This window comes from Rhodanobacter soli (genome assembly GCF_040548735.1).
Lineage (GTDB): Bacteria > Pseudomonadota > Gammaproteobacteria > Xanthomonadales > Rhodanobacteraceae > Rhodanobacter > Rhodanobacter soli_A.
Genome location: NZ_JBEPSD010000003.1, coordinates 174,170 through 197,867, shown reverse-complemented (window position 1 = coordinate 197,867; position 23,698 = coordinate 174,170). Strand labels below are relative to the sequence as shown.

The window sequence follows — 23,698 nt, the reverse complement described above, 5'->3', positions numbered from 1 at the left end:
GCTTGATCATTGCGGCCTGAATGTGAAGGTGAGGTTGCGCTGGAACACGCTTTCAAAGCCCTTGTAGGGCAAGGTCTTGGTGCGCAGTACCGCATTCTCGACCGAACGCCGGCCAGCATCGTCATACGGGCAGCTGGAATCGACGGTGGCACTCATCACGTCACCGCCGGGCGATTGCACGATATGAACCTGACACGGAACTGCCGGTATGTTATCCGGCCTTAACCAGTTCGGCGTGACCGCATTCTGAATGGCCGCCGCATATTCGTCGGCGAGGTTGCTGTTCTGGCTGTTGTTGCCGGTCTGGCGCTGCGCCGCGTTGGGCAGGTCGGGCGCGCCGTTGTCCTGGGCGTTCTTCAGGTCCTCCAGCTGCTGCCTGGCCTGCTTGGCCTTGCTGTCGAGCTTGCGGGTCTGCTGCGCCGCCGCGTCCATCTTGGCGAACAGGTCGTCGATCTGCTTCTGCTTTTCCTGCTTCTGCTTGACCGCCTGCGCATCCAGCTCGGCCTGCCGCTGGCGCTGCTTTTCCTCCTGCAGCTGTTTCGCTTCCTCGGCCTTCAGCGCAGCCTCCTCCACCACCCGTTCCTGGTCCTTGAGGTCGGGCTGCTTGGGCGGCGGCGGCAGGGTCTTCACCTCCGGCGCCTCGATCTTGGGCGGCGTCGGCGGCGGCACGGTCGGTGGCGGCGGCGTGGAATCGGGCACCGGCTTGACCTTCACTGCCTTCGGTGGCGGGCTGCCGGTGGGGCCGATCAGGGTCGCCTCGATGATCTGGCCCTGCAATTCCAGCGGCTTCGAGCAGGTGATCGGGTTCATCCACGCCGGCAGGTGCAGCGCGTTGAATACGTTCTCGTAGGTCGAACACGGCAGGACCGCGAGGAACAGGAACCCCACGATGCCGATGTGCAGGATGGCGGAAAGTACGACCGCCTTCGGCGTCGCCTTACTTTCGTCCATTGGACGTGCTCTTGCCCTGCACGGGCTGGGCCATCAGGCCCACCTTGGAGACGCCGGCTGTTTGCAACTCGGCCAGCACCTCGACCACGCCGCCGTAATGGCCCTGGTCGTCGCCCGCCACCAGCACGTTGACGTCGGGGTTCGTGCGCACGAAGGCACCTATCTTGGTCTGCAGGGCAGTCGCGTCCAGCAGTTCCTTTTCGGCACCGGGCAAGGTCAGGAACAACTGGCCGTCCTGCTTGACCGTGACGATGACCGGATCCTTTTTCTGCTGCAGCGACTTGGCATCGGCCTGCGGCAGGTTCACGTCGACATTGGATTTCATCATCGGCGTGGTGACCATGAAGATGATCAGCAGCACCAGCATCACGTCGATGTACGGCACCACGTTGATTTCGGATTTGAGCTTGTAGCGCCGCTGGCGCCCGGAGGTTCGCATGGCTGCTCTCCGCTCAGGCGACGTCGTCGGTCTGGATCTGCCGCTGCAGCACGGAGGAGAACTCCTCCTGGAACACGTCGTAGCGCGAAGCGATGCGCTCGACCTTGGTGGCGTAGCGGTTGTACGCCCACTGCGCCGGGATCGCCGCGAACAGGCCCATCGCGGTGGCGATCAGCGCCTCGGAGATGTGCGGCGCGACCACCGCGATGGTCACGTCCTTCATGTCGCCCAGGCCCTGGAACGCGCCCATGATGCCCCACACGGTGCCGAACAGGCCCACGTACGGGCTGATCGAGCCGACGTTGGCGAGGAACTCCAGGTTGCGCTCGAGCAGGCCGATCTCGCGCGTGCCGGCCACCTGCATGGCGCGCTCGGAACCCTCGATCGCGCTGCGCGGATCGTGGGTCTTGCGCTGGCGTTGGCGCGCGAACTCGCGGAAGCCCGACTCGAAGATGTTCTCGATGCCGCCGGTGCCGCCGTTGCGGTTGCTGACCTCGCGGAACAGCTGGGCCAGGTCGCCACCGGACCAGAAGCGCTCCTCGAACTCCTCGGCATTCTCCATCGCCGCCTTGGTCTGCGAGTACTTGCGGATGATGATCACCCACGACAGGAACGAGAACACCAGCAGGATCAGCAGCACCAGTTTTACCGGCACGCTCGAATCCGCGACTAGCGAGAATACATTCAGTCCACCGTTCATTGCTTGCAGGTTCTCCGCCAGTCGGCTTGGTTGTCTAGGGTGCGGGTTGCGGGATCAGGTCGGCCGGAATCGGGGCCGGCCGCATGCGCCCGAGGTCCACGCAGGCCACCCGGACGCTTGCGCGGATCAGGCAACTGCCGTCCGTCTTCGTGATCGTCTGGGTGAACAGGATACTGGCTGCGCGCCGTTCTTTGACCTCGACCGTTACCGACAGTTCATCATCCAGCAGGGCGGGCCTGAGGAAGTCGATGTGCATGTCGCGCACCATGAAGGCCAGCCCGGTGGCCTGCTTGAACGCCATCTGGTCGACGCCGAGCGCGCGCATCCACTCGCTGCGGGCGCGCTCCATGAAGCGCAGGTAGCCGGCATGGTAGACCACGCCGCCGGCGTCGGTGTCTTCCCAGTAGACCCGTACCTTCCAGCTGAAGGGCAGCGTCGGAGCGGATTCAGGCATCGTCGGTTCCGGCATCGAACAGGTCGGCGGGCTGCGCCTGCCGTGGCGGCGGGGTCAGTCCCAGGTGGCGCCAGCCCCTGGCGCTGACCATGCGGCCGCGGGCGGTGCGCACCAGGTAACCCTGCTGGATCAGGTAGGGCTCGACCACGTCCTCCAGCGTGCCGCGGTCCTCGCTCAGTGCGGCGGCCAGCGATTCCACCCCGACCGGGCCGCCGTCGAAGTTCTCGATGATCAGCCCGAGCAGGCGCCGATCCAGCTCGTCGAAGCCTTCCGGGTCGATCTTCAGCATGTCCAGCGCGGCACGGGCTGCCGCCAGCGTGATCTCGCCGCCGGCGCGCACCTCGGCATAGTCGCGCACCCGGCGCAGCAGGCGGTTGGCGATGCGCGGCGTGCCGCGCGAGCGGCGGGCGATTTCCTGCGCCCCTTCCGGCGCGCAGACGATGCCGAGGATCTTCGCGGCACGGCGCACGATCGCGGTGAGCTCGTCGGCGGTGTAGAACTCCAGCCGCTGCACGATGCCGAAGCGGTCGCGCAACGGCGCGGTGAGCATGCCGGCGCGGGTGGTGGCGCCGATCAGGGTGAACGGCGGCAGGTCCAGCTTGATCGAGCGCGCGGCCGGACCTTCGCCGATCATGATGTCGATCTGGAAGTCCTCCATGGCCGGGTACAGCACTTCCTCGACGATCGGCGACAGGCGGTGGATCTCGTCGACGAACAGCACATCGTTCGCCTCCAGGTTGGTCAGCAGCGCGGCCAGGTCGCCGGCGCGCTCCAGCACGGGACCGGAGGTGGAGCGCAGGTTGACCCCCAGCTCGTTCGCGATGACATGGCTGAGCGTGGTCTTGCCCAGGCCCGGCGGGCCGAAGATCAGCACGTGGTCCAACGCGCCGCCGCGTTTGCGCGCCGCCTCGATGTAGATCGACAGCTGCTCGCGCACCGCCTGCTGCCCGAGGTATTCGGCCAGCCGCTTCGGCCGGATGGTGGCTTCCAGCGCCTCGTCGTCGAGCTGGGCGGCAGCGGTGATGATGCGGGCTTCGGTCATGCGGGGATTATGGCAGGCTCGCCCCGCACTTGTAGGAGCCAGCTTGCGGGCGATGCTTCTGCTCCGATGCATGCCGAAGCCAGGATATCGCCCGCAAGCGGGCTCCTACAGGCCGGATCAGATCTCCACCTGCGCTCCCAGCTCGATCAGCCGGTTGCCGGGGATCTGGAAGAACGCGGTGGCCGGCATCGCGTTGCGCGACAGGAACGCGAACAGCTTGTCGCGCCATAGCGCCATGCCGGGGCGGCGCGCGTCGGCCACGATGGTTTCGCGTGACAGGAAGAAGGTGGTGTCCATCATGTCGAAGCCGAGGCCCTCGCGCGTGCACTGGGTGAGCGCCAGCGGGATGTTCGGGTCCTCGGCGAAACCGAAGCGCAGCTCCAGCCCGAAGAAATTGCCGGCCATCGGGGTGATCGCGATGCGCTCGTCGGCCTCGGCCACCGGCGTTTCCAGCGTTTCCACCGTCAGCAGCACGTTGCGTTCGTGCAGCACCTTGTTGTGCTTGAGGTTGTGCAGCAGCGCATGCGGCACGGCGTGCTGGTTCGCGGTGAGGAAGATCGCCGTGCCCGGCACGCGCAGCGGCGGGTGCTCGGCGATGTTCTCGATGAACGGCGCCAGCGCCAGCCCGCCCTGCTTGATCTCGCGCACCACCAGTTCGCGGCCGCGGCGCCAGGTCGTCATCACGCTGAACAGCACCACGCCGAGCACCAGCGGGAACCAGCCGCCGTGCGCCACCTTCAGCAGGTTCGCACCGAAGAACGACAGGTCGATGATCAGGAACAGCACGCCGACCAGCACCACCGTCGGCCAGCTCCAGTGCCAGCGCTTGCGCGCCACCACCAGCGCCAGCAAGGTGGTCATGGTCATGGTGCCGGTCACCGCGATGCCGTAGGCGGCACCCAGGTTGTCGGAGCTGCGGAAGCCGAGCACCGCCAGGATCACCAGCACCATCAGCATGCGGTTGACCCACGGCACGAAGATCTGTCCGGACATCTCGCGCGAGGTGTGCACCACCGCCAGCCGCGGCGAATAGCCCAACGACATCGCCTCGCGGGTCATCGAGAACGCGCCGGAGATCACCGCCTGCGACGCGATCACCGCCGCCGCCGCCGACAGCACGATCATCGGGTACAGCAGCGGCGCAGGCACCATCAGGTAGAACGGGCTGGAGATCGCCAGCGGGTCGCCCAGCAGCAGCGCGCCCTGGCCGAAGTAATTGAGCAGCAGGGCCGGCAGCACGAAGCCGAACCAGGCCAGCCGGATGGGCTTCTTGCCGAAGTGGCCCATGTCGGCGTACAGCGCCTCGGCACCGGTCAGCGCCAGCACCACGCCGCCGAGGGCGATGAACGAGGTATTGCCGTGGCTGACGAAGAAGCGCACTGCATGTATCGGGTTGACCGCATACAGCACTTGCGGGTTGGCGATGATCTGGCGCACGCCGAGCACCGCCAGCACCACGAACCACAGCGTCATCACCGGCGCGAACGCCTTGCCGACCTTGTGCGTGCCGTGCCGCTGCACCGCGAACATGCACAGCAGGATCGCCAGCGCGATCCACACCACGTACTTGCCCAGGCCGGGCGCCGCCACCTGCAGGCCCTCGACCGCGCCGAGCACCGAGATCGCCGGGGTGATCACGCCGTCGCCGTAGAACAGCGCCGCGCCGAAGATGCCGAACCCGGCCAGCACCCAGCGCGAGCGCGCCGAGCCGCTCATCGAGCGCTGCGCCAGCGCCATCAGCGCCATGATGCCGCCTTCGCCCTTGTTGTCCGCGCGCATCACGAAGGTGACGTACTTCAGCGACACCACCATGATCAGCGCCCAGAACACCAGCGACAGCACGCCCAGCACCGCCGGCTCGGTCGGCGTCATGCCGTGCGTGCCGAGGGTTTCCTTCATGGTGTACAGCGGGCTGGTGCCGATGTCGCCGAACACCACGCCGATGGCACCCAGCGCCAGCGTCCGCAACCGGCGCCGGGTTTCTGACGGCGATTCGCCCTGCATGGTCTGCTGTCCCACGATCAGCTCCCGAGCGCCGCGCGCAGGGCCTTGCGGATGATCGCTTCGGCGTCGTCGCCCTCGGCGGCGACCTTCTGCACCAGCCGGCTCACCTCGACCGGCTTGTAGCCCAGCTGCTGTAGCGCCACGGTCGCTTCGCCGGCGGCGTCCAGCGGCGCGCCCGCCGCATGCAGCGTGGCACCGGGAATGCCGGACATGCCATCGAGGCGATCGCGCAGTTCCACCACGATGCGCTCGGCGGTCTTCTTGCCGATGCCGGGGATCTTGGTCAGCGCGACCACGTCGCCGGCCTGCACCAGCCGCGCGAAATGGTCGGTGGACACGCCGGACAGCACCGCCAGCGCGATCTTCGCGCCGATCCCGCTGACTTTCAGCAGGTTGCGGAACAGCGTGCGCTCGGCTTCGTGCAGGAAACCGTACAGCGTGATGCTGTCTTCCTTCACCGCGTGATGGATGAGCAGGACCACTTCCTTGCCGAGGCCCGGCAGGTCGTAGATCGTCGACATCGGCGCCTCGACCTCGTAGCCGACGCCGCCAACCTCGATCAGCAGCGATGGCGGCTGCTTGCTGATCAGGATGCCGCGCAGACGCCCGATCACCGGCGTCGCCTCCAGGCCGTGCGCGGGATGCCGACGCGGGCCAGGCTGGCGCGGGTGTGCGCATGCGTCACCGCCACCGCCAGCGCATCGGCGGCATCGGCCTGCAGCGGCCCCTTGAGGCTGAGCAGCACGCCGATCATGTGCTGTACCTGGGTCTTGTCGCCGCGACCGCTGCCGACCACGGACTGCTTCACTTCGGTTGCTGCGTATTCGTGCACCACGATCCCCTGGCTGACCACCGCGCAAATGGCGGCGCCGCGCGCCTGTCCAAGCTTCAACGCCGAATCCGGATTGCGCGCCATGAACACGCGCTCGATCCCGCACTCGGCGGGCTGATGCGTGGCGATGATGTCACACAGTTCGTCAAAGATGCGTTTCAGGCGCAGCGGGAACGTGGCCTCGCCGGCCACCGCCAGCGCACCGTGAAAGACGTGGGTGAGCTTGCCTGCCTCGTCCACGTCGATGATGCCCACGCCGGTGCGCTGGCTGCCGGGATCGATGCCGATAATGCGGGTCATCACGATGCGATGCGAAGGCGCGCGGCCTCCGACTTATTCGGCGGTCCCGGAGGGCAGCAAGGCGTTGTGCGACACCTCGCTCACGTCGTCCAGCGAATCGAGCTTCTCGAGCAGGTCGAGCAGTTGCTCCAGCGCCTCCTCCGGCACCTCGACGCGGTTGTTCGGGCGCATCACCACACCGGCGTGCTGGGCGTTCAGCCCGGCCGCGATCAACCCCTGCTGCACCGCCTCGAAGTTCTCCGGCGTGCACAGCACGATGCTCTCGCCGTGCTCGTTGAGCACGTCGTCGGCACCGGCTTCCAGCGCCGCTTCCAGCACCTTTTCCTCGGCCGCCGCGTCGCCGCCGGTGGCGAACACCAGCTCGCCGCAACGGGTGAACTGGAACGCCACCGAACCCGAGGTGCCGAGGTTGCCGCCGTGCTTGGTCAGCGCGTAGCGCACGTCGGCCACGGTGCGGGTGGGATTGTCGGTGAAGCTCTCGATGATCAGCGCGATGCCGGCCGGGCCGTAGCCTTCGTAGCGCAGCTCCTGCATGTCGGCGCCGCCGTCGACACCGGAGCCGCGCTTGACCGCGCGATCAATGGTGTCGCGAGTCATGTTCGCCGACAACGCCTTGTCGATCGCCGCACGCAGCCGCGGGTTGCCGCCAGGGTCGGCCACCCCGGCGCGCGTGGCGACGGTGATCTCGCGGATCAGCTTGGTGAACACCTTGGCGCGCTTGGCGTCTTCGGCGTTCTTGCGACCTTCGATGGACGGGCCTCTACCCATGACGATTCCTGCACGAAGCGATTGGACAAGCGGCCAATTTTACCTGAATTCGGCCGCCGTGCCGGCTGCACCGCCATCGCCGTACCGCGGCATGGCGACTCAGCCGAGAGGCCCCGTGAACTGCCCATTCCGCAGGAATTCCGCCACCAGCCGCGCCACCTCCTGCGAGAACAGCAGGCCGGTATGGTTCGCCTCGACCACGCAATGCGCGGCCAGTCCGGCCAGGCGGGTTTCCTCCACCGCCACCGTGCCGTCGTGCTCGCCGACGAAATGGCCGAGCATGGCGCCCAGGCCGAGCGGCATGCGACCGGCGATCACGCCGACCTCGCGCGCCCCGTCCCAGCGTTCGAAACCCTGCTGCAGCAATTCGCGGTTGTGCCCCAGCAGCACTTCGCCGCCACGCCCCCAGGCGGCGAAGCCGCGCGCGGCGGCGCTGCCTTTCAGCGGCGAACCCAGGCAGACGATGCGGCCGGACGGCAGGTTGCCGTCGAGGCAGGCGCGCAAGGCCAGCAAGCCGCCGAGACTGTGGCCGACCAGGTGCACCGCCTCGGCCTCACCCGCCAGCGCGGCCATGCGCGCCTGCAAGCGGTCCAGAATGCGCTGCTGGGTCGCCGCCACGCTCAGGTAATCGAAGCGGTGCACGCGGAAACCCGCCTCGATCAGCCGGCGGTGCAGCATGGACAGCGCGAAACCGCGCATCCACAGGCCGTGCAGCAGGATCACGTGCTCGCTCATGGCGTGTCGCCGAAAGGTCGCACGGGGAACTGTCGGCGGATCAGCCGACAGTCTCCTTGACGGCCGCCACGCGCACATGCAGCTCCTTCAGTTGCGCGTCGCTCACCATCGACGGCGCGTCGGTCATCAAATCCTGCGCGCTGGTGGTCTTGGGGAACGCGATCACGTCGCGGATCGACTCGGTGCCGGCCATCAGCGCGGCGATGCGGTCGATGCCGAACGCGAGGCCGCCATGCGGCGGCGCGCCGAATTTCAGCGCCTTCAGCAGGAAGCCGAACTTCATCTCGGCTTCCTCGGCACCGATGCCGAGCAGGTCGAACACCGTGCTCTGCATTTCCGGGTGGTGGATGCGGATCGAGCCGCCGCCGATCTCGTTGCCGTTCAACACCATGTCGTAGCCGCGGCTCACCGCGTTGTGCGGATCGGCGCGCAGCTGGGCGGCGTCATCCACCTTCGGCGCGGTGAACGGATGGTGCAGGGCCACGAAGCGCTGCGCCTCGGCGTCGTACTCGAACATCGGGAAATCGGTGACCCACAGCGGCTTCCAGCTGTCCTCGACCAGGCCGCGGTCCTTGCCGACCTTCAGCCGCAGCGCGCCCATGAAGTCGGTGACGGTCTTCCACGCACCAGCGCCAAAAAACACGATGTCGCCGCTCTGCGCAGCGGTGGCCTTGAGCACGCCGTCCAGCGCCGCGTCGTCGAGGAACTTCGCCACCGGCGAGTTGATGCCTTCGCGGCCCTTCGCCAAATCCTCGACCTTGAGCCAGGCCAGGCCCTTCGCGCCGTAGCGCGCGGCGTACTCGGCCAGGCCGTCGATGTCCTTGCGCGACAGCGTGCTGCCGCCCGGTACGCGCAGCGCGGCGACGCGGCCGTCCGGATCATTGGCCGGTTCGGCGAATACCTTGAACTCGACGTGCTTCACCGCCTCGGCGACGTCGACCAGCTCCAGCGCAATGCGCAGGTCCGGCTTGTCCGAACCGAAGCGGCGCATCGCCTCGGCCCAGGTCATGCGCGGGAACGTGGCATCGAGTTCGACGCCCTGCACTTCGCGGAACACGTGGCGGATCAATTCCTCCACGAAATCCTGCACGTCCTTTTCCTCGACGAAGGCGAACTCCAGGTCGAGCTGGGTGAACTCCGGCTGGCGGTCGGCGCGCAGGTCCTCGTCGCGGAAGCAGCGGGCGATCTGGTAGTAGCGGTCGAAGCCGGCCACCATCAGGATCTGCTTGAACAGCTGCGGCGACTGCGGCAATGCGTAGAACTGGCCCGGATGCACGCGGCTGGGCACCAGGTAGTCGCGCGCGCCCTCGGGGGTGGCCTTGGTCAGGATCGGCGTCTCCACGTCCTGGAAACCACGGTCATCGAGATAGCGACGCAGCGTCTGCACCAGCTTGATGCGCTTGCGCATCATCGCCTGCATCTCGGGGCGGCGCAGGTCGAGGTAGCGGTAGGTCATCCGCATATCCTCGTTCGGGTTCTCGTGCAGCGCGAACGGCAGGTCCTTCGCGGCGTTGAGCACCTCGACCGTGTCGGCCAGCAGCTCGATCGTGCCGGTCTTCAGCTTGTCGTTGACCGACAGCCGTGGGCGGATCGTGCCGGTGACGCGCAGGCAGTACTCGTTGCCGATCTCGCCGGCGACGGCGAACGTCGCGGCGTTCTCCCGTTCGATCACCACCTGGGCCAGGCCCTCGTGGTCGCGCAGGTCGACGAAGGCGACGTGGGCCTGCAGGCGGATCTTGTTGACCCAGCCGCACAGGGTGACGGTCTGGCCGATCAGCGACTCATCGATGAGGCCGCAGTAATGCGTGCGCATGCGCTTGAAACTCCGGGCGGGCCGCAGGGCGGCCGAAACAGATGGAAAAGACCCGGAATGTTACCACCGCCGTGAGAGGCGGGGCTCCGGGCCGGCCGGCCCGGAACCGCTCACCAGCGGCGGTCGACCACGAACTGGCCGCGGCAGCCGTGGTTCACCCACACGCCGGCGCGGTTCCAGCCCCAGCTGTAGCCCTCGCTGCAGCGGGCATCGGACATCTGCCGCACCAACCGCACGCGCCCACGGCGACCGACGTCGACCTGGCACATCTGGTAGCGCTTCTTGTTGCTGTCGCACTGCAGGCGGATCTGCCGATCCCAACCCGGGCCCGGCTGCCAGCCGCCGTAGCCGGGGCCGCCATGCCCGGGACGGCCATAACCGGGACGGCCGCCATCGGCCTCGGCGAACAGGCCGCGACAACCGCGGTCCACCCACAGACCCTGGCGGTCCACGCCCCAGCTTTCCCCGCGGATGCAGGCGCCTTTCGACTCCTGCCGGACCAGCCGGGCGTCGCGCCACGGCATGGCGCAACGGTTGAACTTGCCGTTGATGCTCTCGCAGCGGATTGCCGCATCGCCCTGCCGGGACTGGGCGCGGGATGCCGTCGGCAACGACAGCACGCCGAGCAACACCGCCGCGGCGCCGAGCAGAAACCTGGATGAAAGATGCATGTGCCTGTCCCCCGGGAAGTTGCCGCCAACGCTATCGCAGGCAAACCAAACCCTGCTTGAACATAGCCCACGCAGCGGCTTGCGCCGAGGCTCAGTCGCCGCTGGCGGGCTTGGCCGCGGGCGCTGGTGGTGCCGCCGGCACGCTTGCGGCGGGCTTGGCGTCGGCACCGCTGCCATCGGCGAGATTGCGCTTCTTGTCGCCGTCCTTCTTGAAATCCGTTTCGTACCAGCCGCTGCCGGCGAGCCGGAACGACGGCGCGCTGACCATCCGCCGCAGATGCGGCGCGTCGCAGGCGGGGCAAACGGTGGGATCGCTATCGGACAACTTCTGCAGGCGGTCGAAGCGATGGCCGCAACTGCCGCATTCGAATTCGTAGATGGGCATGGAAACTCCGTACACGCCGGTCATCATGAGGCCGGCAACAGACCATTATCGGCCCGCGCGGCCGGATTTCAACGTGCCAGGCGGCGCATGGCGACGATCATGCCACGGCGGTAGCCTGTGAACCGGACAAACACGCGCCAGACCGCCGGCTTCACGCACACCCATCCCGCATCGCAAGAAATGATGGAAAGTCATTTGGACTGATAGACGTCTATACGTCTATTGACGAAGCATGGGCGCATCGCTAGTCTGCAGTTGCTGCGCCGCAGCAATCCATGAACCTGGAGAGTTCCCCATGAGCAAACGTTCCCATCCGATCGCTTCGGCATGGCTTCCCGCTGCGGTGTTGCTGGCCTTGGCCGGGAATGTCGCCGCGCAGGAAGCCACCCAGCCCACCCCGGCCAAGGCCAAGAACCTCAGCACGGTGATCGTCACCGGCACGCGTGCCGACAACCGTACCGAGAGCAGTTCGCTGACCCCGATCGACGTGGTCTCGGCCAAGGTGCTGCAGCAGACCGGCACCAGCGAGCTGTCCACCGCGCTGGCGCGCATCATCCCGTCGCTGACTTTTCCGCGGCCGTCCGCCGCGGACACCGCCGATTCACAACGTCCGGCGCAACTGCGCGGCTTGTCGCCGGACCAGGTACTGGTGCTGGTGGACGGCAAGCGCTGGCATCCGGGCGCCATCATCGTCACCAACGGCGTGCTCGGACGCGGCTCGCAGGCGGTGGACCTCAACACCATCCCCATGGCGGCGATCGACCACATCGAAGTGCTGCGCGACGGCGCCTCGGCCCAGTACGGTTCCGATGCCATCGCCGGCGTGATCAACGTGGTGCTGAAGAAGGGCGCCACCGGTGGCGACGTGGAACTCAACGGCGGACAGTACTCGGCCGGCGACGGCCAGATCTGGCAGGGCTCGGCCAACTTCGGCCTGCCGTTGAACAACGACAAGGGCTGGCTGCGCTTCAGCCTGCAGGAGGGCAACCAGAACATCACCAACCGTGCCGGCGTGGATCGCCGGCGCCCGCAGGATGGCGTGCGCCAGCGCTTTGGCGACCCGGCCGTGCGCGACCACAACCTGTTCCTCAACAGCCAGTACGACCTCACGCCCGGCGTGCAGCTGTATGCGTTCGGCCACTACGGCAAGCGCGACAGCACCTCGACCGCATTCTTCCGCAGCGTGGACAACAGCAACTCGGCGCCCACGATCTACCCCGATGGCTACCTGCCGCTGGAAAACGCGGTATCGACCGACCAGTCGCTGGTGCTTGGCCTGCGCGGCAAGACTGCCGGCGGCTGGCGCTGGGACATCAGCGGCAACTACGGCGCCAACCGGGTCTCGTACGCCACCGAAAACAGCGTGAACCGCGCCTTCCTGAATGACTTCGGCAGCAGCCCCACCCGTTTCCACGACGGCATCCTGAAGGCCACCCAGCAATCGTTCGACATCGATATCGCCAAGGAGCTGTCGGTGGGCTGGCTGCCCAACCCGGTCACCCTGGCATTCGGCACCGAGTACCTGCGCCAGAGCTACAGCATCACCGCCGGCGACCCCGCCTCCTATTACGTCGGCACGTCAGGCGTGTCCGGCGGCGCGCAGGGCTTCGGCGGTTACCAGCCGGCCAACGCCGGCTCGCATGCCAGGCACAGCGTGGCCGAATACGTGAGCCTGGAAACCAACCTCACCGACCGCCTGGGCACGTCGCTGGCCGTGCGGCACGAGGATTACTCGGACTTCGGCACCACCACCTCCGGCTCGCTGGCCGGCCGCTTCGACTTCACCGACCGCTTCGCCCTGCGCGCCAGCGCCTCCACCGGCTTCCGCGCGCCTTCGCTGGCGCAGCAGTTCTACGCGTATACGCAATCGCTGTACTACGGCCCGGGCAATGCGCCTCCCGGCCTGGCCCCGGGCATCTACAACACCGGCCTGGTCGGCGCCACCAGCCCGATCGCATTGTTGCTGGGCGGGCAGCCGCTGAAGCCGGAGAAGTCGCGCAATTACAGCGCCGGCCTGGTATGGAACCCGGTCGATCCGCTGAACCTCAGCGTGGACATCTACCAGATCACCATCAGCGACCGCATCACCCTGTCCAGCAACCTGGCGATCACAGCACCGGCCGTGCAGGCCTACCTGGCGGCGAACGGCATCACCAACACCAACTACAGCAGCATCGCCTACTTCACCAATGCGGTGGACACGCGCACGCGCGGCGTCGATCTGGTCGGCAGCTACCTGTTCGACTTCGGCCAGGCCGGCACGCTGCAGACCACGCTGAGCTACAACTACAACAAGAACAAGGTCACCGACGTCAAGCCGAATCCCGCGATCCTGGATTCGCTGGGCCTGAACCTCAAGCGCATCGACCGCCGCGACCAGTACGGCCTGCTCGCCGACACCACGCCGCGCAGCAAGCTGATCCTCAACGGCCTGTACAGCGTCGGCAACTGGAACCTCAACGGCACGCTGACCCGCTACGACAAGTTCACCGCCTACAATTCCTCCAATCCCACCTTCGACCAGACCTACGGCAGCAAGTGGCTGCTCGACCTGGCGCTGAACTACAACCTCGACCGCTGGACCTTCGGCCTCGGTGCCGACAACGTGTTCAACACCCATCCGGACAAGGCTTCCGCCGCGCTCAACAACGACAACAACGGCACCTTCCCCTACTCGGTGTTCTCGCCGTTCGGCTTCAACGGCGCCTATGTCTACGGCAAGGTGGCGTACCGCTGGTAAACCCCTGCGGCAGGAAAGAGAAAAGCCCCGGCCAGGCCGGGGCTTTTCGTTGCCGGCGCCATCGGCAGGCGCCGGCGGTGCTGCAAACACCGGTTTCCAGCCGCACATGTCATCCCCGCCGCCAGGCATTGACGGATTTCGCTGACAGCTTATGTCGCCCGCGCCGACAGCCGGGAGGACGGCAGCTCCGGATAATCACCCGGCCCAGCGTCACGTGACGATCCTGACGTCCCGTCACTTGACAACGCCAATCCAGCATGGACAGCATCCCCCGTGTTCGCGCGACGGCATCCTCGCCCTCGCCGCCTGCGCGACACTCGCCATCCGGCACCAGGGGGATCCAGTACACGACTTGGCTCGGCGCGACAGCGCCGGCGTCAACGCAGGACCGGCAACTGATTGGGGACAGCATCACGCCATCAACTGGAGGGGAATCCATGAAACCTGTGAACCGTACAAGCATGCTGGGCGCGGCACTGGCCCTGGCACTGACCGCAGGCGGTGCCGCCATGGCCCGCGAGGCGCCGACGATGACCGTCGCCGTGATCGACTTCACCAACCAGACCAGCTCCGCCAACTGGTGGAACGGCGATGTCGGCAACCAACTCGCCGACGTGCTCAGCAACGAGTTGAGCGCCACCGGCGACTTCAAGGTGATCGAACGGCAGAAGATCGACGCCGTACTGGCCGAGCAGGACCTGGCCGCCTCTTCCCGTATGCGCCCGGGCAGCACCCCGCACACCGGCAACATCACCGGTGCCCAGTACCTGATCACCGGCAGTGTCAGTGCGTATACCGAGGACACCTCCAATACCGGCGGCGGCCTCAATATCGCGGGCTTCCGGGTAGGCGGCGGCAAGTCGGAGGCATACATCGCGATCGACCTGCGCGTGATCGACGCGGAGACGTCCGAAGTGGTGTATTCGCGCACCGTCGAGGGCCGCAGCTCCAGCGGCGGGATGAACCTGCGCGGCTACGTCAGCGGGGTCGGCGGCGACTTCGCCCATGCAAAGAAGACCCCGGCCAGCAAGGCGGTGCGCGCCGCGCTGATCGAGGCCACCGACTACCTCGATTGCACGATGGTCAAACGTGACGGCTGCGAAGCCCGCTACGAGCAGAAGGAGCAGCGTCGGCGCCAGAGCAGCAAGGACACCCTCGACCTCGACTGACCGCTTGCGGCGAAGCCGTGCGGCGAACCGGGCGGTCCCCGGCGCCGCACAGCATGGCGGGCGCGACACGCCTTAGTTCTACGCCGCCCCGACGGCCAACCTCAGCCCTTGCGAAACACCAGCTGCCCGCCCTCGGCGGCGACCTCGACCGTGTCGCCGGACTGGAAGCGGCCTTCGAGAATCTGTTTGGCCAGCGGGTTCTCCAGTTGCTGCTGGATCGCCCGCTTCAGCGGCCGCGCCCCGTACACCGGGTCGAAGCCGACGTTGCCGAGCAAGGTCAGCGCAGCGTCGCTGACCTCCAGTTTCAGCTGGCGCTCGGCGAGGCGCTTTTCCAAGTAGGTCAACTGGATCCGGGCGATCGCGCGGATCTGCGTCTTGTCCAGCGGGCGGAACACCACGATCTCGTCGAGCCGGTTGATGAACTCCGGGCGGAAGTGCGCCTGCACCACGCCGAGCACCGACGCCTTCATCTGGGTGTACTGCTCTTCGGCGTCGCCGTTGCCTTCGGCCGCGTCCTGGATCATCTGCGAACCGAGGTTCGAGGTCATCACGATGACGGTGTTGCGGAAGTCCACGGTGCGGCCCTGGCCGTCGGTGAGGCGGCCGTCGTCGAGCACCTGCAGCAGGATGTTGAACACGTCCGGATGCGCCTTCTCGACTTCATCGAGCAGGATCACGCTGTACGGCCGGCGGCGCACCGCCTCGGTGAGATAGCCGCCTTCCTCGTAGCCCACGTAACCCGGCGGCGCGCCGACCAGCCGGCTCACCGAGTGCTTCTCCATGAACTCGCTCATGTCGATGCGCACCATCGCGTCGGTGGTGTCGAACATGAACTCGGCCAGCGCCTTGCACAGCTCGGTCTTGCCCACGCCGGTGGGGCCGAGGAACAGGAACGAGCCGTTCGGGCGGTTCGGGTCGGACAATCCCGCACGGGAACGGCGGATCGCGTCGGACACCGCGTGCACCGCTTCGTCCTGGCCGACCACGCGTTTGTGCAGTTGGTCTTCCATGTGCAGCAGCTTGTCGCGCTCGCCCTCGAGCATCTTGCTGACCGGGATGCCGGTCCAGCGGCTGACCACCTCGGCGATCTCCTCGGCGGTGACGCGGGTCTGCACCAGCTTGAAGTCCTGCGTCTCGGCAGCCTGCGCCGCGGCGAGCTGTTTCTCCAGCGCCGGCAGCTTGCCGTACTGGATCTCGCTCATCTTGGCGTAGTCCTGCCGGCGCTGGGCGGCGTCGAGTTCCTGCCGCGCCTGCTCGATCTGCTCCTTCACCTTGGTCGTGCCCTGCAGCGCGGCCTTCTCGGATTTCCAGATTTCGTTGAGGTCGGAGAACTCGCGCTCCAGCTTGCCGATGTCGGTCTCCAGGTCGGCGAGGCGCTGCTTCGACTCGCTGTCTTTTTCTTTCTTCAGCATCTCGCGCTGGATCTTCAGCTGGATCAGCCGGCGTTCGAGACGATCCAGTTCCTCCGGCTTGGAGTCGATCTCCATGCGGATGCGCGAGGCGGCTTCGTCCATCAGGTCGATCGCCTTGTCCGGCAGTTGGCGGTCGGCGATGTAGCGATGCGACAGCGTGGCCGCGGCGACGATCGCCGGGTCGGTGATCTCCACGCCGTGGTGCACCGCGTAGCGTTCCTTCAGGCCGCGCAGGATCGCGATGGTGTCCTCCACCGATGGCTCGCCCACGAACACCTTCTGGAAGCGGCGCTCCAGCGCGGCGTCCTTCTCGATGTACTTGCGGTACTCGTCCAGCGTGGTGGCGCCGATGCAGTGCAACTCGCCGCGCGCCAGGGCAGGCTTCAGCATGTTGCCGGCGTCCATCGCGCCTTCGGCCTTGCCGGCGCCGACCATGGTGTGCAGCTCGTCGATGAACAGGATCACCCGGCCTTCCTGCTTGGACAGGTCGCTGAGCACCGCCTTCAGACGCTCCTCGAACTCGCCGCGGAACTTCGCGCCGGCGATCAGCGCGCCCATGTCCAGCGCCAGCACGCGGCGGTCGCGCAAGCCCTCGGGCACCTCGCCCTTGATGATGCGCTGGGCCAGACCCTCGACGATCGCGGTCTTGCCCACGCCGGGTTCGCCGATCAGCACCGGGTTGTTCTTGGTGCGCCGCTGCAGCACCTGGATGGTGCGGCGGATCTCCTCGTCGCGGCCGATCACCGGATCGAGCTTGCCGCTCTCCGCGCGCGCGGTGAGGTCGATGCAGTATTTCTCCAGCGCCTGGCGCTGCTCCTCGGCATTCTCGCTCTGCACCTTCTCGCCGCCGCGCAGCTTCTCGATCGCCGCTTCCAGATTCGGCTTGGTCGCGCCCGCCGCCTTCAGCGCCGCGCCCAGTTCGCCCTTGTCGTCCAGCGCCGCGAGCACGAACAGCTCGCTGGCGATGAACTGGTCGCCGCGCTGCTGCGCCAGCTTGTCGGTAAGGTTGAGCAGGCGGTTGAGGTCGTTGCCCAGGTTGATGTTGCCCTCCTGTCCGCTGACCTTCGGCAGCCGTTCCAGCATGTCGTTGACGCGCTGCTGCAGCGCCGGCACGTTGACCTGCGCATGGGTCAGCATCGGCGCGGTCGAGCCGCCCTGCTGGTTGAGCAGCGCCGCCATCACGTGCACCGGTTCCAGCATGTTGTTGTCACGGCCCACGGCCAGCGACTGCGCGTCGGCCAGCGCCTGCTGGAAACGCGAAGTGAGTTTGTCCATTCGCATGTCGATGATCCCGCCTGGTGATTTGCGTCTTGAGGAATTGACGGCGCCCCCGTCACTGCCTGCAAAAGTGTGGGCGCGGCATGACGAATCAAGTTCGCCGGATACCCTCGATCCGGCACCCCACAAGGCGATTTTCACATTCGGTTTGTTACGGTGACGACGATGTCAACGGCCACTCCCGCTATCGCTTGCACGCCCCGCGACCCGCTGCCGCCGCCTCCGCTGCCCGACGCCGGCACGCACTGGGCGATCTTTCTCGACGTCGACGGCACCCTGCTCGACTTCGCCGACGACCCGCTGGCGGTGCGGCCGGATGCCGCATTGCTGGGGCTGCTGCATGCCTTGCACCGGAGGCTCGATGGCGCGCTGGCGCTGGTCAGCGGTCGCGAGCTGGCCGACCTTGACCGCCTGTTTGCCGCGTCGCACTGGGCCGCCGCCGGGCTGCACGGATTGCAGCTGCGCCATGCCGATGGCAGCCGCCGGGACTTCGCGGTCGCGCCGGCGCAGCAAGCGCACATGCGCGATGCCGCGCACACGCTGGCTGCACGCTTCGACGGCGTGCAGCTGGAAGACAAGCACGCCGCGATCGCCCTGCATTGCCGCCGCGCCCCGGCGCAGTTGCCGGCCCTGCACGAGGCGGCGATCGCTGTGATGACGCACCTGCCCGGCTACGAACTGCAGCCGGGCAACCTGGTGCTGGAGTTCAAACCCGCCGGCATGGACAAGGGCCGCGCGGTGCTGGAACTGCTGCAGCGCGCGCCGTTTGCCGGTCGCCGACCGGTCTATCTGGGTGACGACCTCACCGACGAACACGCGTTCGCCAGCATCAACGCCCGGCACGGGCTCAGCGTACGGATCGGCACGCGCGAACCGAGCCTGGCCGCATTCACCTTGCCCGGCCCCGCTGCGGCGGAGGCCTGGCTGACCCGCGTCCTGGACGCCCTGACGCACGGAGCCCCCATCCATGCCCGACTCCCGGAAGGAGACCCCACCCGCCAGCCTTGAGCTTGGCGTGATCGGCAACGGCAGTGTCGCCGCGCTGATCGACAACCAGGCGCGCATCGTCTGGTGCTGCCTGCCGCGCTTCGATGCCGACGCCAGCTTCTGCGCGTTGCTTTCGCCGACGATCGAGGGCGGCGACTGGGCGATCGAGCTGGAGGATGTCGAACGCGCCGAACAGTTCTACCTGGCCAATACGGCGGTGCTGGTGACGCGCCTGTTCGACCACCATGGCGGTGCCGTCGAAATCACCGATTTCGCACCGCGTTATCGCATGAACGGACGCTTCTACCACCCGGAAATGCTGACGCGCCGGGTGGCCCCGATCAGCGGATCGCCGCGCGTGCGCATCCGCATGCGCCCGTTGTGCGACTACGGCGCGCGCATCGCGCAAACCACCTCGGGCAGCAACCACATCCGCTACCTGCTCAGCGACGTGGTGCAGCGCCTGACCAGCGACGTGGCCACGCCGCTGATCGAACGCGGCCTGCCGTTCGGCCTCGACCGGCCCGCGCATTTCGTGTTCGGCCCGGACGAAACCCTCAACGACAACGTGGGCGATTTCGTTCACCTGGCGCTGGAGCGCACGCTGGACTACTGGCGCGAATGGGTGCGCTACCTGTCGGTTCCGTACGAATGGCAGGCCGCGGTGATCCGCGCGGCGATCACGCTGAAGCTGTGCCAGTACGAAGCCACCGGCGCCATCGTGGCTGCGCTGACCACCTCGATCCCGGAATCGGACGGCACCGCACGCAACTGGGACTACCGCTACTGCTGGCTGCGCGATGCCGCCTTCACCGTGCGCGCGCTCAACCGGCTCGGCGCCACGCGCACGATGGAGGAGTACATCCGCTACACCTTCAACCTGATCGCGAACAAGGACGGCAGCGAAGTCGGTCCGGTGTTCGGCATCACCTTCGAGGCCGAACTGCCCGAGCGCCAGGTGGACACGCTCAAAGGCTATCGCGGGATGGGCCCGGTGCGGGTCGGCAACGACGCCTGGCGACAGCGCCAGAACGACGTCTACGGCTCGGTGGTGCTCGCTTCGGCCCAACTGTTCTTCGACTGCCGGCTCGAACATCGCGGCGACGAGGTGACGTTCCGCCGGCTCGAACGGATGGGCACGATGGCGCTGCGCATGGCCGAACAGACCGACGCAGGATTGTGGGAATACCGCGGCCGCAGCGCCGTGCACACTTATTCCGCCGCGATGTGCTGGGCCGCCTGCGACCGCCTGGCGCACATCGCCACCGAACTGGGGCTGGGCGACCGCGCGCGCTACTGGCATGAAGAAGCCGTGCAGCTGCATGCCCGGATCGAAGTCCGTGCATGGAACGAACAGCTCGGGCATTTCGTCGACGCCTACGACGGCGAGCATCTGGACGCCAGCCTGCTGCTGCTTGCCGACATCGGCTTTCTCGAAGCGACCGATCCGCGCTTCGTCGCCACCGTCGACGCGATCGGCACGGCCCTGGGCCGCAACGATTACCTGTTCCGCTACATCGCGCCGGACGACTTCGGCGCGCCGGAAACCAGCTTCAACATCTGCACGTTCTGGTACATCGAGGCGCTCGCCGCCACCGGCCGCAAAGAGCATGCGCGGGCGATGTTCGAGCACATGCTGAAACAGCGCAACGCGCTGGGCCTGCTGTCCGAGGACATTGCGCCAGGCACCGGCGAACACTGGGGCAACTACCCGCAGACCTATTCGCTGGTCGGCCTGATCCAGGCCGCGATGCGGCTGTCGCGACGCTGGGAGGACGCGCTGTGACCACGCCACGCCAAGCCGGCGCGCGCCTGGTGGTGGTGTCCAACCGCGTCGCGCTGCCGCGCCAGAACGCTGCCGGCGGCCTCGCTTCCGCGTTGCAGGCGGCACTGCGCGAACGTGGCGGCCTGTGGTTCGGCTGGAGCGGCAAGCTCGCCGCCGAGACGGCAACCCAGGTGCACCGGTTGCACGATGCGAAAGTCGACTACGCCACCATCGACCTGTCGCGGGCCGACTACGACGACTTCTACACCGGCTTCGCCAACGGCGCGCTGTGGCCGATGCTGCACTACCGACCCGACCTGGTCGATTACCAGCGCAGCCACCTGCACGGCTATCTGCGGGTCAATGAAACCTTCGCCGACCGGCTAAGGCAGCTCATCGCGCCCGATGACGTCATCTGGGTGCACGACTACCACCTGATTCCACTGGCCGCGATGCTGCGCCGGCGCGGCGTGAAGAACCGCATCGGCTTCTTCCTGCACACGCCGCTGCCCGCCGCCGGCCTGCTGATCGCGCTGCCCAACCACCGCGAGCTGCTGGAAACCCTGGCCAGCTACGACCTGATCGGCGTGCACACCACCCGCGACCTGCGTGCGCTGGAAGACTATTTCCTGCACGAGACCGGCGCCACGATGCGCCGCGACGGGCGCATGCGCAGCGCGAACGGACGCCTGTTCCGCGGCGCCGCCTTCCCGATCAGCATCGACACCGCCGGCATTGCCGAAGCGGCACGCACCGCCGGATCGAACCGGGAGATCGGCCAGCTGCGCGACAGCCTGGAAGGCCGCTCGCTGATCATCGGGGTCGACCGGCTGGATTACTCCAAGGGCCTGCCGCAGCGCTTCCAGGCATATGCGCGGCTGCTCGAACGCGCGCCCGAGCTGCATCGACGGATCACCTTCCTGCAGATCGCGCCGCCCTCGCGCGGGGCGGTGCTGGAATACCGGCAGATCCGCCGCGAACTGGAACGCAGCGCCGGCCACATCAACGGCAAGTACGCCGCGCCGGACTGGGCGCCGATCCGCTACATCAACAAGTCGTTTCCGCAAAAGCTGCTGACCGGCTATTACCGCACCGCGCGGGTCGGCCTGGTCACCCCGCTGCGCGACGGCATGAACCTGGTCGCCAAGGAGTACGTGGCCAGCCAGGATCCCGAGGATCCCCGCGTGCTGGTGCTGTCGCGCTTCGCCGGTGCCGCGCAGGAACTCACCGACGCGCTGCTGGTGAACCCCGCCGACACCGAGGAAGTCGCCGATGCCCTGCAGCAGGCCCTCAACATGCCGCTGGCCGAGCGCCGCCAGCGCTGGAACGCGATGATGGCGGTGCTGCAAAAAAACGACATCACGGTCTGGTGCAATGCATTCCTGCAGGCCTTGTGCCGCTGACGCCCCTGCCCGCGCTCATGCCAGCCAGATCAGGCTGGCGAAGCGGCCGCTGCGGGCGCCATCGCGGCGGTAGGAATAGAAACGCGGGTCGGCGTGCGTATCGAAACCGCCGCCGTGGATCCGGTTGACGCCCGCCGCCGCCAGCCGCTGTCGCGCCAGTCCGGCCAGATCGCAGCGCCAGTGGCCGGGCCGGGTCGCCACGAAACATTCCGCCGCGGCCGCAGCGTGTGCCACGAACGCGGCGCGGACCTCCTCGCCCACCTCGTACGAAGCCGCGCCGATGCACGGCCCCAGCCACGCCAGCAGCCGCGCCGGCGGGGTTCCCAGCTGGGTCAGGGTCGCCTCCAGCACGCCGCCGGCCAGGCCGCGCCAGCCGGCATGCGCCGCCGCGATCTCGCCGCCGTCGTCGGCGCAGAACAGCACCGGCAGGCAGTCGGCGGTAAGGATGGCCAGCACCGTGCCGGGAATGTGCGACACCGCTGCATCCGCCTGCGGCTCATCCGCGCTGGGCAAGGGCCCCAGCTCGGCCACGCCGGCGCCATGCACCTGGCGCAGCCAGCGCGGCGCCGACGGCAGCCGTAGCGCCTGCTGCAACGCGCTGCGGTTGGCCTGCACCGCATCGACGGCGTCAGCGCTGCGCAGGCCGAGGTTGAAGCGGTCGAACGGCGCCGCCGAGATGCCTGGCCCCTGCCGCGTGGTGATCGCCGCGTGGACCCGCGACGGGGCCGGCCAGTCGGGGAATATCCAGGTATCGGTCATGGTTTCCGGGGGACGGGAACGGGAAGTCGCAAGCATCGCATACTCGCCGGCTCGCGTTCCTGCGCTCTCCTGTCAGTAATGCTCCGAACCGTGTTCGGCCATGTCCGCGCGCAGCGCCTCGATCAGCGCCAGTTGATCGGCCGGCCGCTCGGCGCCGAACGACAGCGCCTCGCCGCTGGCCGGATGGATGAACGACAGCTTCTCGGCATGCAGCGCCTGCCGGCGGAAACCGCGCAGCACGGCCACCAGCTCCGTCGAGGCGCCCTTGGGCAACTTCAGGCCGCCGCCGTACAGCGGGTCGCCCACCAGCGGGTGGCCGGCATGCGCCAGGTGCACGCGGATCTGGTGGGTACGGCCGGTCTCCAGCTGGCACTGCAGCAGGCTGTGCGCGCGGAAGCGTTCGCGCAGGCGGTAATGGGTCACCGCGCGCTTGCCGTCTTCCTCGTCGCGCACTGCCTGGCGCAGGCGGTCGCCCATGCTGCGGCCGATCGGCGCATCCACCGTGCCGCCGGCCACCATCGTGCCCAGCACCACCGCCTCGTACTGGCGCTCCACCTCGTGGCGCGATAGCAGGTCGACCAGCGCGGTGTACGTCGGCAGCGTCCGCGCCACCACCATCAGGCCGGAAGTGTCCTTGTCCAGCCGGTGCACGATGCCGGCCCGCGGCAGTTCGGCCAGTTTCGGATCGTGGTGCAGCAACGCGTTCAGCAGGGTGCCGGCCGGATTGCCGGCGCCGGGGTGGACGACCAGCCCGGCCGGCTTGTTCAGCACCAGCAGGTGCGCGTCCTCGTGCACCACGTCCAGCGCGATGTCCTCCGGTGCGCTGGACACCTCGTTTTCCAGCTCGACCTGCAGGCATACCTGCTCGCCGCCCCGCAGCAGCTGCCGCGGCGGTGCCTGCACGCCGTCCAGGGTCACCGCACCGGACTTGATCCAGCCGCTGAGCCGCGAACGCGAATAATCGGGGAACATCTCGGCCAGAGCCTGGTCGAACCTGCGTCCCGCCGCACCCCGCGGTACCTCCGCTTCGTGCCGGATCGTGGTCATGCCGGCCTCCACGGGCTGTGGCCGGTTTCGGCTATCATGCCTTT

General features: G+C 67.6%; 21 protein-coding genes. 5 read left to right on the top strand and 16 right to left on the bottom strand.

Going from position 1 to position 23,698, the window contains the following annotated elements:
* Positions 1-6: 6 nt before the first annotated feature.
* The 13 genes from tolA to ABIE04_RS14845 all read right to left on the bottom strand — a co-directional run bounded on the left by tolA (position 7) and on the right by ABIE04_RS14845 (position 11,094).
* Positions 7-951 (bottom strand): cell envelope integrity protein TolA, encoded by a 945-nt coding sequence (gene tolA, locus ABIE04_RS14905; RefSeq protein ID WP_354551936.1) that lies wholly within the window; start codon positions 949-951, stop codon positions 7-9.
* Positions 938-1,390 carry a protein TolR gene (tolR, locus tag ABIE04_RS14900; protein ID WP_354551934.1) on the bottom strand — a complete coding sequence of 151 codons (453 nt, stop codon included), beginning with the start codon at positions 1,388-1,390 and terminating at the stop codon, positions 938-940. Before tolR ends, tolA begins: the two co-directional genes overlap by 14 nt.
* A 13-nt stretch (positions 1,391-1,403) precedes the next feature.
* Entirely contained in the window at positions 1,404-2,090 is a 687-nt protein-coding gene (gene tolQ, locus ABIE04_RS14895) for a protein TolQ (protein WP_354551932.1), read from the bottom strand.
* A 34-nt stretch (positions 2,091-2,124) separates the two neighbouring features.
* Positions 2,125-2,544 (bottom strand): tol-pal system-associated acyl-CoA thioesterase, encoded by a 420-nt coding sequence (gene ybgC, locus ABIE04_RS14890; protein WP_354551930.1) that lies wholly within the window; start codon positions 2,542-2,544, stop codon positions 2,125-2,127.
* Entirely contained in the window at positions 2,537-3,586 is a 1,050-nt protein-coding gene (gene ruvB / locus ABIE04_RS14885; protein WP_354551927.1) for a Holliday junction branch migration DNA helicase RuvB, read from the bottom strand. The genes ybgC and ruvB overlap by 8 nt, the downstream gene beginning before the upstream one ends.
* A 117-nt stretch (positions 3,587-3,703) precedes the next feature.
* Positions 3,704-5,590: a potassium transporter Kup gene (locus tag ABIE04_RS14880; protein ID WP_354552766.1), complete on the bottom strand. Its 1,887-nt coding sequence runs from the start codon at positions 5,588-5,590 to the stop codon at positions 3,704-3,706.
* Positions 5,591-5,607: 17 nt separating this feature from the next.
* Positions 5,608-6,204, bottom strand: a complete 597-nt coding sequence (ruvA, locus tag ABIE04_RS14875) for a Holliday junction branch migration protein RuvA (protein ID WP_354551925.1) — start codon at positions 6,202-6,204, stop codon at positions 5,608-5,610.
* The gene (gene ruvC, locus ABIE04_RS14870) at positions 6,201-6,722 is read right to left on the bottom strand and encodes a crossover junction endodeoxyribonuclease RuvC (protein WP_354551922.1); all 522 of its coding nucleotides are present in this window, start codon (positions 6,720-6,722) and stop codon (positions 6,201-6,203) included. Before ruvC ends, ruvA begins: the two co-directional genes overlap by 4 nt.
* A gap of 33 nt (positions 6,723-6,755) precedes the next feature.
* Positions 6,756-7,490: a YebC/PmpR family DNA-binding transcriptional regulator gene (locus tag ABIE04_RS14865; RefSeq protein ID WP_354551920.1), complete on the bottom strand. Its 735-nt coding sequence runs from the start codon at positions 7,488-7,490 to the stop codon at positions 6,756-6,758.
* Between the two features lie 99 nt (positions 7,491-7,589).
* Positions 7,590-8,225 carry an alpha/beta hydrolase family protein gene (locus ABIE04_RS14860; protein ID WP_354551918.1) on the bottom strand — a complete coding sequence of 212 codons (636 nt, stop codon included), beginning with the start codon at positions 8,223-8,225 and terminating at the stop codon, positions 7,590-7,592.
* 40 nt (positions 8,226-8,265) lie between these two features.
* The gene (aspS, locus tag ABIE04_RS14855; protein ID WP_354551916.1) at positions 8,266-10,038 is read right to left on the bottom strand and encodes an aspartate--tRNA ligase; all 1,773 of its coding nucleotides are present in this window, start codon (positions 10,036-10,038) and stop codon (positions 8,266-8,268) included.
* A gap of 110 nt (positions 10,039-10,148) precedes the next feature.
* A complete protein-coding gene (locus ABIE04_RS14850) occupies positions 10,149-10,709 on the bottom strand; it encodes a DUF3011 domain-containing protein (RefSeq protein ID WP_354551914.1) in 561 nt (186 codons plus the stop codon).
* A 91-nt stretch (positions 10,710-10,800) separates the two neighbouring features.
* Positions 10,801-11,094: an FmdB family zinc ribbon protein gene (locus ABIE04_RS14845; RefSeq protein WP_354551912.1), complete on the bottom strand. Its 294-nt coding sequence runs from the start codon at positions 11,092-11,094 to the stop codon at positions 10,801-10,803.
* 295 nt (positions 11,095-11,389) lie between these two features.
* Here ABIE04_RS14845 and ABIE04_RS14840 point away from each other — a divergent pair, with 295 nt between their 5' ends.
* A complete protein-coding gene (locus ABIE04_RS14840; protein ID WP_354551909.1) occupies positions 11,390-13,834 on the top strand; it encodes a TonB-dependent receptor plug domain-containing protein in 2,445 nt (814 codons plus the stop codon).
* A 437-nt stretch (positions 13,835-14,271) separates the two neighbouring features.
* Positions 14,272-15,003 carry a CsgG/HfaB family protein gene (locus tag ABIE04_RS14835; protein ID WP_354551907.1) on the top strand — a complete coding sequence of 244 codons (732 nt, stop codon included), beginning with the start codon at positions 14,272-14,274 and terminating at the stop codon, positions 15,001-15,003.
* A gap of 101 nt (positions 15,004-15,104) precedes the next feature.
* On the opposite strand, the gene clpB is transcribed toward ABIE04_RS14835, so the two are convergent.
* Positions 15,105-17,696, bottom strand: a complete 2,592-nt coding sequence (clpB, locus tag ABIE04_RS14830) for an ATP-dependent chaperone ClpB (RefSeq protein ID WP_354551905.1) — start codon at positions 17,694-17,696, stop codon at positions 15,105-15,107.
* A 162-nt stretch (positions 17,697-17,858) separates the two neighbouring features.
* Here clpB and otsB point away from each other — a divergent pair, with 162 nt between their 5' ends.
* Genes otsB through otsA form a run of 3 tightly spaced genes read left to right on the top strand, consistent with a single transcriptional unit; the run spans position 17,859 to position 21,848 of the window.
* Positions 17,859-18,701, top strand: coding sequence for a trehalose-phosphatase (gene otsB / locus ABIE04_RS14825; RefSeq protein WP_354551903.1), 843 nt, complete (start codon positions 17,859-17,861; stop codon positions 18,699-18,701).
* Positions 18,661-20,466: a glycoside hydrolase family 15 protein gene (locus ABIE04_RS14820; protein WP_354551900.1), complete on the top strand. Its 1,806-nt coding sequence runs from the start codon at positions 18,661-18,663 to the stop codon at positions 20,464-20,466. Before otsB ends, ABIE04_RS14820 begins: the two co-directional genes overlap by 41 nt.
* On the top strand, positions 20,463-21,848 hold the full coding sequence (gene otsA, locus ABIE04_RS14815; protein ID WP_354551898.1) for an alpha,alpha-trehalose-phosphate synthase (UDP-forming): 1,386 nt from the start codon (positions 20,463-20,465) through the stop codon (positions 21,846-21,848). Before ABIE04_RS14820 ends, otsA begins: the two co-directional genes overlap by 4 nt.
* Positions 21,849-21,863: 15 nt before the next feature.
* Here the strand turns inward: otsA and pgeF are convergent, their stop codons facing one another.
* Both pgeF and rluD read right to left on the bottom strand, forming a co-directional pair.
* On the bottom strand, positions 21,864-22,607 hold the full coding sequence (gene pgeF / locus ABIE04_RS14810; protein WP_354551895.1) for a peptidoglycan editing factor PgeF: 744 nt from the start codon (positions 22,605-22,607) through the stop codon (positions 21,864-21,866).
* Positions 22,608-22,679: 72 nt separating this feature from the next.
* Positions 22,680-23,654, bottom strand: coding sequence for a 23S rRNA pseudouridine(1911/1915/1917) synthase RluD (gene rluD, locus ABIE04_RS14805; RefSeq protein WP_354551893.1), 975 nt, complete (start codon positions 23,652-23,654; stop codon positions 22,680-22,682).
* Between the last annotated feature and the right edge of the window lie 44 nt (positions 23,655-23,698).

Excerpts from the sequence above, each read along its gene's own strand:
- otsB (WP_354551903.1), top strand. The coding sequence starts at position 17,859 with ATGTCAACGGCCACTCCCGCTATCGCTTGCACGCCCCGCGACCCGCTG.
- ruvC (WP_354551922.1), bottom strand. The coding sequence starts at position 6,722 with ATGACCCGCATTATCGGCATCGATCCCGGCAGCCAGCGCACCGGCGTG.
- tolA (WP_354551936.1), bottom strand. The coding sequence starts at position 951 with ATGGACGAAAGTAAGGCGACGCCGAAGGCGGTCGTACTTTCCGCCATC.
- ABIE04_RS14850 (WP_354551914.1), bottom strand. The coding sequence starts at position 10,709 with ATGCATCTTTCATCCAGGTTTCTGCTCGGCGCCGCGGCGGTGTTGCTC.
- ABIE04_RS14820 (WP_354551900.1), top strand. The coding sequence starts at position 18,661 with ATGCCCGACTCCCGGAAGGAGACCCCACCCGCCAGCCTTGAGCTTGGC.
- ybgC (WP_354551930.1), bottom strand. The coding sequence starts at position 2,544 with ATGCCTGAATCCGCTCCGACGCTGCCCTTCAGCTGGAAGGTACGGGTC.
- tolQ (WP_354551932.1), bottom strand. The coding sequence starts at position 2,090 with ATGAACGGTGGACTGAATGTATTCTCGCTAGTCGCGGATTCGAGCGTG.
- ABIE04_RS14845 (WP_354551912.1), bottom strand. The coding sequence starts at position 11,094 with ATGCCCATCTACGAATTCGAATGCGGCAGTTGCGGCCATCGCTTCGAC.
- rluD (WP_354551893.1), bottom strand. The coding sequence starts at position 23,654 with ATGACCACGATCCGGCACGAAGCGGAGGTACCGCGGGGTGCGGCGGGA.
- ruvB (WP_354551927.1), bottom strand. The coding sequence starts at position 3,586 with ATGACCGAAGCCCGCATCATCACCGCTGCCGCCCAGCTCGACGACGAG.
- ABIE04_RS14880 (WP_354552766.1), bottom strand. The coding sequence starts at position 5,590 with ATGCAGGGCGAATCGCCGTCAGAAACCCGGCGCCGGTTGCGGACGCTG.
- tolR (WP_354551934.1), bottom strand. The coding sequence starts at position 1,390 with ATGCGAACCTCCGGGCGCCAGCGGCGCTACAAGCTCAAATCCGAAATC.
- ABIE04_RS14835 (WP_354551907.1), top strand. The coding sequence starts at position 14,272 with ATGAAACCTGTGAACCGTACAAGCATGCTGGGCGCGGCACTGGCCCTG.
- ABIE04_RS14840 (WP_354551909.1), top strand. The coding sequence starts at position 11,390 with ATGAGCAAACGTTCCCATCCGATCGCTTCGGCATGGCTTCCCGCTGCG.
- clpB (WP_354551905.1), bottom strand. The coding sequence starts at position 17,696 with ATGCGAATGGACAAACTCACTTCGCGTTTCCAGCAGGCGCTGGCCGAC.
- ABIE04_RS14865 (WP_354551920.1), bottom strand. The coding sequence starts at position 7,490 with ATGGGTAGAGGCCCGTCCATCGAAGGTCGCAAGAACGCCGAAGACGCC.
- pgeF (WP_354551895.1), bottom strand. The coding sequence starts at position 22,607 with ATGACCGATACCTGGATATTCCCCGACTGGCCGGCCCCGTCGCGGGTC.
- ABIE04_RS14860 (WP_354551918.1), bottom strand. The coding sequence starts at position 8,225 with ATGAGCGAGCACGTGATCCTGCTGCACGGCCTGTGGATGCGCGGTTTC.
- aspS (WP_354551916.1), bottom strand. The coding sequence starts at position 10,038 with ATGCGCACGCATTACTGCGGCCTCATCGATGAGTCGCTGATCGGCCAG.